Origin of the sequence: Actinomadura montaniterrae (assembly GCF_008923365.1) — a bacterium.
Taxonomy (GTDB): Bacteria; Actinomycetota; Actinomycetes; order Streptosporangiales; family Streptosporangiaceae; genus Spirillospora; species Spirillospora montaniterrae.
In genome coordinates, this window is sequence record NZ_WBMR01000111.1 from 23,028 (window position 1) to 30,686 (window position 7,659).

Here is a 7,659-nt window from a genome sequence, read left to right on the forward strand (position 1 = left end):
TTCGCGGAGCACAAGGGCAATTCGTGCCCAAATCCGGGCGGAGTTCGTCGAGTGGCGCCGTTTACGCGGCGCCGCTCGGCGAGGAGCCTGTGCCCCCGTAGAGATCATTTGCTCATCTCCCGGAGGTGCGGGTTGGCCAGGCGATCCCTGAGACGGACCCGGCGGACGGCGGCGCTCGCCGTGCTCACCGGCGCGGCGGTCGCCGTCGCCGGCGGCGCGGCGGGCGGCACGGCGGCCATGGCCCGGACCGTCCCCAAGATCGTGGTGAAGGACGGCGTCACGCAGCCGGTCTTCTCCTACAAGGACGCGATCCGCGAGCACGTGTACGTGCAGTCCAGCGTCGACAGCGACCGGGACGGCAAGCCGGACCGCATCAATGTCGACATCATCCGGCCCAAGGAGACCGAGCAGGGCCTCAAGGTGCCGGTCATCATGGACGAGAGCCCGTACTACGACAACCTCGGGCGCGGCAACGAGGGCGAGAAGAAGACCTACGACGCCAACGGGAACCCGGTGAAGTTCCCGCTGTTCTACGACAACTACTTCGTGCCGCGCGGCTACGCGTTCCTCGCGGTGGACATGGACGGGACGACCCGTTCCGACGGCTGCCCGGTCAGCGGCGGCCCGACCGACGTCCTCGGCGGCAAGGCCGTCGTCGACTGGCTGAACGGCCGCGCCAAGGCGTTCAGGGCGGACGGCACGCCGGTCAAGGCGACCTGGACGACCGGCCACACCGGCATGATCGGCAAGTCGTACGACGGGACGCTCGCCAACGGCGTCGCCGCGACCGGCGTGCAGGGCCTCGACACGATCGTCCCGATCTCCGCGATCAGCAGCTGGTACGACTACAGCCGCATGAACGGCGTGAAGTACTGGACGGACGAGCAGCCGGGCCTCGCCGACGTCGTCGACACCGATCCGCCCGCCAAGTGCGCCGCCGTCAACGCCGGCCTCGACGAGGGCGAGGACGACGCGACCGGCAACTACAACGCGTACTGGAAGACGGCGAACTACCTGCGCGGGTCCGTCACGCATGTCGGCGCCGTACACGCGAGCATCTTCGCGATCCACGGCGTCAACGACCTGAACGTCAAGGACAACCAGTTCGCGCAGTGGTGGCAGGCGCTCGCGCAGCGCGGGATCACCCGGAAGGTGTGGCTGCACCAGCGCGGCCACGTCGACCCGTTCGACATCCGCCGCGACGACTGGGTGAACACGCTGCACAAGTGGTTCGACCACGAGCTGATGAAGGTCCCCAACGACGTGCTGAAGCAGCCGCGCGCCGACATCGAGGTCGGCCCGGACCAGTGGATCACGCAGCCGGACTGGCCGCCGAAGGGCGCGCGGACGACGATCCTGCGTCCCCGCGCGGACGGCTCGCTCGGCGACCAGCGCGCCCCGGCGGGGGCGACCGCGTCGTTCACCGACGCCGCGGGTCCGCAGAACGCCGGCTACACCGAGGGCGACATGGTGTCGGACCCGACCACCGCGAAGCCGTTCCGGCTCGCGTTCACGTCCGGCCCGCTGCAGCAGACGGGCCGCCTGTCCGGCACCCCGGACGTGCGGCTGTCGGTCAAGCTGGACAAGCCGACCTCGAACGTGACGGCGCTGCTGGTCGACTACGGCACCGACACCCGCGTCGACTACCTCGGTGACGGCTCCGGCATCACGACGCTGACCACCGAGGACTGCCACGGCGAGAGCACCCCGGCCGACGACGCCTGCTACAAGCAGACGAAGGTCTCCACGATCACCTCGGACGTGAACGTGGTCGGGCGCGGGTGGCTGGACGTGCAGAACGCCGCGTCGCTGAGCGACCCGAAGCCGGTCACGCCCGGCAAGTACTACAGCGTCCGCTGGCAGACGCTCAGCCAGGAGTACGTGCTCAAGAAGGGGCACCGCCTCGCGCTGGTGCTCGCCGGGACCGACGCCGACAACAACACCGAGACGCCCACCGGCGCCACGGTCACGGTGGACCTGTCGGCCAGCTCGATCCGCTTCCCGGTCGTCGCCGGGCAGGACGGGATGAGCGCGCTGGACGTCCCCGAGCCGAAGGCCGCCTGGACCGGGCCGTCGCACGTGACCCTGCCGCGGCAGGAGCGCACGCTGTACTGATCCGGCGCCCGAACCGCTGAGGCCGCCGCCCCCGCCCATCGGGGACGGCGGCCTCACCGCGTCGCCCGCGCCGGACGGCCTCAGCGCCGCTTGCGCGGAACGACGTCAGCGCGTCGCGGCTTCGGCGGGGTGCGCCAGGCGAACCGGTGCCTCCACGCCGAGGACGAAGCCGCCGTGCGTACGCTCCGCGGTGAGGGTGCCGCCCCGGGCCGCGACCCGGTCGGCCAGGCTGGGCAGGCCGATGCCGCCCGGTTCCGGCCGTTCCGGGGCCGGGCCGGCGGGCGGCCCGTCCACCCCGTCGTTGGTGAGCCGCAGCCGCGCGACGCCGCCGACCACGGCCGCCTCGATCGAGCAGCGCGTCGCCCGGCTGTGCCGCAGGATGTTCGTGACGCCCTCGCGCAGCACGGTGGCGAGGACGGTGTCCAGGTCCGCGGGCAGGTCCGGGACGTCCACCGCGTGCGCGACCTCAATGCCCACCGCGGCGAGCGTCGCGCGCGCCGCCCCGGCCTCCGCCGCGACCGACATGTCCCGGTAGCCGCTGGTCACTCCGGTCATGTCGGCGAGCGCCTGGCGGGACATGCCGAGCGCCTCCGCGAGCTGCCGGCGCGCCTCGTCCGGCCGGGCGGCGGCGAGCCGGGCCGCCACCTCGTTCTTCACCACGACGGTGGAGAGGCTGTATCCGAGCAGGTCGTGCAGGTCCCGGGAGAACCGCAGCCGCTCCTGCGCGACCGCCGCGGCGGCCATCTCCTCGCGCGCGTCCTGCAAGGCCGCGGTGAACCCGGCCATCCGCGCGATGCCGTAGACCAGGGCCGCGCGTTCGGCCGTCCACACCACGAAGTAGACGGTGCCCCAGTGCGCGGTGCCCCAGATGCCGAACGGGACGTCCTGGCAGACCAGTACGGCGGCCACCGGCCACCGAAGTCGCCGTCCCAGCAGCACCGCCGCCGCACCCGGCAGGAACGGCAGGACCGCCCAGGTCGTCGGCCCGTAGAACGGCATCGGCGCGAACGTCAGGACGACGAGCCCGCCGAGAATCCCGTACCGCCGCACCGCGCCCAGCGGACGCCCATACGCCCGCAGGCACCCGTACACGTACAGGACGGCGTACGCGGCGAGGAGCAGCACGAATAGCGCCGCCGTCCATGCGGAGTGGCCGCCGCGCGCGAGGAACCGCAGCGGATACGGGACGATCATCAGCCCGAGCGTCGCGGCGCCGAGCACCGCGACCGTGCGGGTGGTGAGGTCGCCGGCGACGGTCCGTGCCCGCGCCGGCTCGGCCGGGTCGTTCAGCCGGGCGAGGTACTCGTGGGCGACGCGGCGGGTCGTGGCGAGGGCCGTCCGCGCCCCGCGCACGCCGTCGTCCAGCAGGTCGCGCGCCTCGTCCGGGCGCCGCCCGATCAGCGTGAGGGCGTGCTCGCCGCGCTCGATCGCCGCGGCCAGCGCGACGCCGATGTTCTCCTGCAGCCGCCGGGTGAAGGCCAGCCGCTCCCGGGTGATCCGCGCCGCGGGCAGCGCCTGGAGGGTCGCCTCCAGCGCGGCCACCAGGTCCGCCAGCCGCGCCATGCCGTAGACGGCGACGCCGACGAACGCGGCCTGCCCGACGAGGAAGTACAGCGCCTCGGCGACCGTGGGCCGCTCGGCCAGCGACAGCGGCAGGTCCGCGGCGAGCACCGCGCCGAACCCGGCCCAGGCGAGCCACCCGGGCCGGACGAGCAGCAGCACCGCCCCGCACAGGAACCCGACGTTGCCGTACCAGGTCGCCGAGTACCAGAACATCGGGACGAACGTCAGGACGGCCTGCGCGGCCAGCGTCCACGGCCATGCGGCGGGGCGCCCGCCGTCCAGCCGCCGCACGCAGTTGCGCAGGTGCAGCGCGAGCAGCGCGGCGAGCAGCAGCAGCGGCACCGCGCGCCGGGACGGCGGCGGGTCCGACGTCATGATCCCGACGAACCCGCCGAAGAAGAACCCGATCGTCACGATCGCGATGACGGCCTGCGCCACCCGCGGGACGACCGCCGCCACACGCTGCATGGCGGAAATCTACCGTTACCTGGGGAAATGTCCAGGTAAGCGGCTACAGGGTGATCTGCCGGCCCGGATCGAGGAGATGGAAGCCGCCGGAGAACCCCGCGAACGGCTCCGCCAGGGTGTCGCGGCCCTGCGAGAAGTGCGCCCAGCCCTCGAAGTGCAGCGGGACGACCTGCCGGGCGCCGAGGATCGCCGCCGCCTCGGCCGCCGCGGCGCTGCCGAGCGTCAGGTCGGCGTCCAGCAGCGGGGTGCGCGCGGCACCGGCGAACAGAAGCGCCACGTCGAGGGGCGCGAACCGGCCGGCGATCTCCCGCACCACGTCCAGGGACGCGTTGTCGCCGCTCACGTAGGTGGTGGGCAGCCCGTCGCCGGCCAGTACGAAGCCCGTGACCGGGCCGGTCAGGTGCTCGGTGCCGTCCGGGCCGTGCTGCGCCGGCACCCCGGTGATCCGCAGCGCGCCGCCGCCGGGACGGGGCAGCTCGACGTGCTCCCAGTTCGGCAGCGCCCGGACGGTCCCGCCGAGCCGCTCGGCGGCGGCCTCCGTGGACAGGGTCAGCGGCGCCCGCTCCACGTAGGCGCGGCCGCCGTCGTCGAGGTTGTCGGGATGCTGGTCGTGCGAGAGCAGCACCGCGTCGACCGGGCCGAGGTCGTCCGGGCCGGCGACCGCGTCCATCGTCTTGGTCAGCGCCCGGTCGCCGACCGGGTGCTCGCCGGGCGCGTCGAACGTCGGGTCGACCAGCAGCCGCACGCCCCCGATCTCCAGGAGCGCCGTCGGCCCGCCGAGGTAGCGGACGGTCAGCGCGGATTCCGCTGGGGGGTGCTCGGGCATGGGGGCCGCCTTCCGGTCGTCGCGCTCGTGTCGATCACGCAAGTCCCCGGCGGGGCCGGAAATTCCCGGGGTCAGGACGGCTTGCCGGTGTCCTTGCTGGGCTGCACCCGCTTGGGCTCGCCCGGCATCTTAGGGTAGTTGGGCGGATACGGCATGTCACCGAGACCGTGGTCGCGCTCGTCCCGGTCCGCCAGCTCCAGCAGCCCGTCCAGGGTGAACGCCGCGTCGTCGATCGCCGCGTGCAGGTCGCCGACCTTGGCGAAACGCTCCGGCATGGTGGCGATCGTGAAGTCGCGCGGGTCGACGTCGGCCAGCTCGTCCCAGGTCACCGGGGCCGACACGGGCGCGTGCGGGGCGGGCCGGACGCTGTAGGCCGACGCGATCGTCCGGTCGCGCGCGTTCTGGTTGAAGTCGATGAAGATCTGCTCGCCCCGCTCCTCCTTCCACCACCGCGTCGTGACCTCGTCGGGGACGCGGCGCTCCACCTCGCGGCCGAACGCCAGCGCGGCCCGGCGGACCTCGGTGAACGTCCAGCGCGGCTCGATCCGCACGTAGACGTGCACGCCGCCCTTGCCGGAGGTCTTCACGAACCCCGTCATGCCCAGCTCGGACAGCAGGTCGCGGGCCGGGCCGAGCGCGACCCGGACGGCGTCGGAGAAGTCGGTGCCGGGCTGCGGGTCGAGGTCGATGCGCAGCTCGTCGGGGTGGTCGACGTCGCCGTCGCGGACGGGCCACGGGTGGAACGTCAGCGTGCCGAGGTTCGCGGCCCAGGCGATCACCGCGACCTCGGTGGGCCGCACCTCGTCGGCGAACCGGCCGCTGGGGAACGCGATCCGCGACGTCCGCACCCAGTCGGGCGCGCCCTTCGGGATGCGCTTCTGGTAGAAGGCGTCGGACTTGCCGGCGCCGAAGCCCGCCTGGCCGCGCGCGTAGTCCTCCCGGGTGGCCATCTTGGCGCCCTCGAAGACGCCCGCCGGCCAGCGCTCCAGCGTGGTGGGCCGGTCGCGGGTGGCCCGCAGGATGCCCTCCCCCACGGCGATGTAGTACTCCACGAGCTGCCGCTTGGTGTAGCCGTGCTCGGGGAAGTACACCTTGTCGGGATTGGTCACCTTGACGAGCCGATCCCCTACCGGGATCTCGATGAAGGGCGAGGCCATAACGGCACGTTAACCCACGGGCACGACAGTCTCCGGGCGCGCCTCGGCCGGGTACGGTCGAAGCATGGAGAAGATCCGCAAGAGCGAGGAAGAGTGGCGGGCCCAGCTCAGCCCCGAGGAGTTCCGGGTGCTCCGCGAGGCGGGCACCGAGAAGCCCTTCACCGGCGAGTACACCGACACCAAGACGGTCGGCGTGTACCGGTGCCGCGCCTGCGGGACGGAGCTGTTCCGGTCCGAGACCAAGTTCGAGAGCCACTGCGGCTGGCCGTCGTTCTACGCGCCGTCCGACTCCGACGCGGTCACCCTGATCGAGGACCGCTCGCTCGGCATGGTCCGGACGGAGGTGCGCTGCGCCGCCTGCGACTCCCACCTGGGCCACGTGTTCCACGGGGAGGGCTACGCCACCCCGACCGACGACCGGTACTGCATCAACTCGGTGTCGCTCACCCTCGAACCCGCCGAATGACCGCAACCGCGGGCACGTTCCGCGCGTCCCAATGGACGACGACGCGCCCGCGGGAGGCCATCATGGGCGAGCACGGCCCCTACGAGACCGCATTCCTCACCGGCGGCGCCGTGCGCGTCGCCCAGACCGCCCTGGTCGCCCTGCACGAGGGCGGCGGCGTCCGTGTGTCCCGGGGGACGCACCGGGTACAGGCCGTGAACCGGGACGCCGACGACCCGGTCCAGGCCGCGCTCCTGGCCCGCGTCCCCGACACCGGCATCCTGCTGGGGCCGCTGCTTGAGGCCACCGCCGCGTCGGACGAAGTGCGCGCGATCGCTGACGCGCTCAAGGAGGCGGGGCTCGTCCGGGCCGGCCTGCGCGGCGTGCTCCGTCCCACCCGCGCCGGACGGGCCGCGCGGCACCGGGCCGTCGAGGACGTCCCGGCGGACGCCCCGGACCGGTGCGCCGCCCTCGGGCCGGACGGCCTCGAGGACGCGAAGCTCCGCGAGATCCTGCTGACCAAGGACCCGAGGCCGCTGAAGCTGGACCAGGGCCGGCGCCACGGCCACCAGAACCTCGAGTCCAGCAACCTCTCGGACACCCAGTACGGCCCCTGACGGGCGGCCCTAAGGCGTGTCGGGGACCTTGCAGTCGTCGGAGTCGCTCTGCTTGTTGGCGAGGACGACGCTGCCGTTGTCGCTGCTCTTGCCGTGCACGAAGACGCGCGGCTCGTCCTCGCCGCCGTCCTGGAGATAGCCGACCGTCCACTCGCAGAGCGAGATCGCGGGCTTGGAGTTCTCGTCGTCCTCGCCGAGGTCGGTGTAGACGCGGACGAACGTCCCGCTGCGCCGGACGTCGGTGACGTGCTTGACGATCTCCCCGCCCGGGTCCTTGGACCGCAGGTACGGCAGGGCCTCGGAGGACAGCTCGTCGGGATCGTCGGAGTCGCCGGCCGCGGCGAGCGTCGCCCCCGCGGAGGACGGCGCGGACCGGGCGGTGTGCGCGGCGGCGGCCGCCCTCGGCGCGGTCCCGGAGCCGCCGCCGGTGAAGGCCAGCGCGGCGAGCGAGGCGACGACCGCCGCCGA

General features: G+C 73.2%; 7 protein-coding genes. 3 read left to right on the forward strand and 4 right to left on the reverse strand.

Annotated elements, in window-relative coordinates; translation table 11 throughout:
• Positions 1-132: 132 nt before the first annotated feature.
• Positions 133-2,115: a Xaa-Pro dipeptidyl-peptidase gene (locus F9B16_RS30360; protein WP_225992067.1), complete on the forward strand. Its 1,983-nt coding sequence runs from the start codon at positions 133-135 to the stop codon at positions 2,113-2,115.
• Between the two features lie 105 nt (positions 2,116-2,220).
• Here F9B16_RS30360 and F9B16_RS30365 read toward each other — a convergent pair whose 3' ends face one another.
• The 3 genes from F9B16_RS30365 to F9B16_RS30375 all read right to left on the reverse strand — a co-directional run bounded on the left by F9B16_RS30365 (position 2,221) and on the right by F9B16_RS30375 (position 6,129).
• On the reverse strand, positions 2,221-4,146 hold the full coding sequence (locus tag F9B16_RS30365) for a sensor histidine kinase (RefSeq protein ID WP_151543642.1): 1,926 nt from the start codon (positions 4,144-4,146) through the stop codon (positions 2,221-2,223).
• A 43-nt stretch (positions 4,147-4,189) separates the two neighbouring features.
• Positions 4,190-4,972 carry an MBL fold metallo-hydrolase gene (locus F9B16_RS30370; RefSeq protein ID WP_225992068.1) on the reverse strand — a complete coding sequence of 261 codons (783 nt, stop codon included), beginning with the start codon at positions 4,970-4,972 and terminating at the stop codon, positions 4,190-4,192.
• Positions 4,973-5,043: 71 nt separating this feature from the next.
• Positions 5,044-6,129, reverse strand: a complete 1,086-nt coding sequence (locus tag F9B16_RS30375; RefSeq protein ID WP_151543643.1) for a DNA polymerase domain-containing protein — start codon at positions 6,127-6,129, stop codon at positions 5,044-5,046.
• Positions 6,130-6,193: 64 nt separating this feature from the next.
• Between F9B16_RS30375 and msrB the strand changes: the two genes are divergently transcribed.
• Together msrB and F9B16_RS30385 are read left to right on the forward strand one after the other, a co-directional pair.
• Entirely contained in the window at positions 6,194-6,595 is a 402-nt protein-coding gene (gene msrB / locus F9B16_RS30380; protein ID WP_151543644.1) for a peptide-methionine (R)-S-oxide reductase MsrB, read from the forward strand.
• Positions 6,592-7,191, forward strand: coding sequence for a TIGR04222 domain-containing membrane protein (locus tag F9B16_RS30385; protein ID WP_151543645.1), 600 nt, complete (start codon positions 6,592-6,594; stop codon positions 7,189-7,191). Before msrB ends, F9B16_RS30385 begins: the two co-directional genes overlap by 4 nt.
• A 9-nt stretch (positions 7,192-7,200) precedes the next feature.
• On the opposite strand, the gene F9B16_RS51325 is transcribed toward F9B16_RS30385, so the two are convergent.
• A partial coding sequence (locus tag F9B16_RS51325) for a hypothetical protein (RefSeq protein ID WP_225992069.1) occupies positions 7,201-7,659 on the reverse strand: 459 nt, incomplete at its 5' end.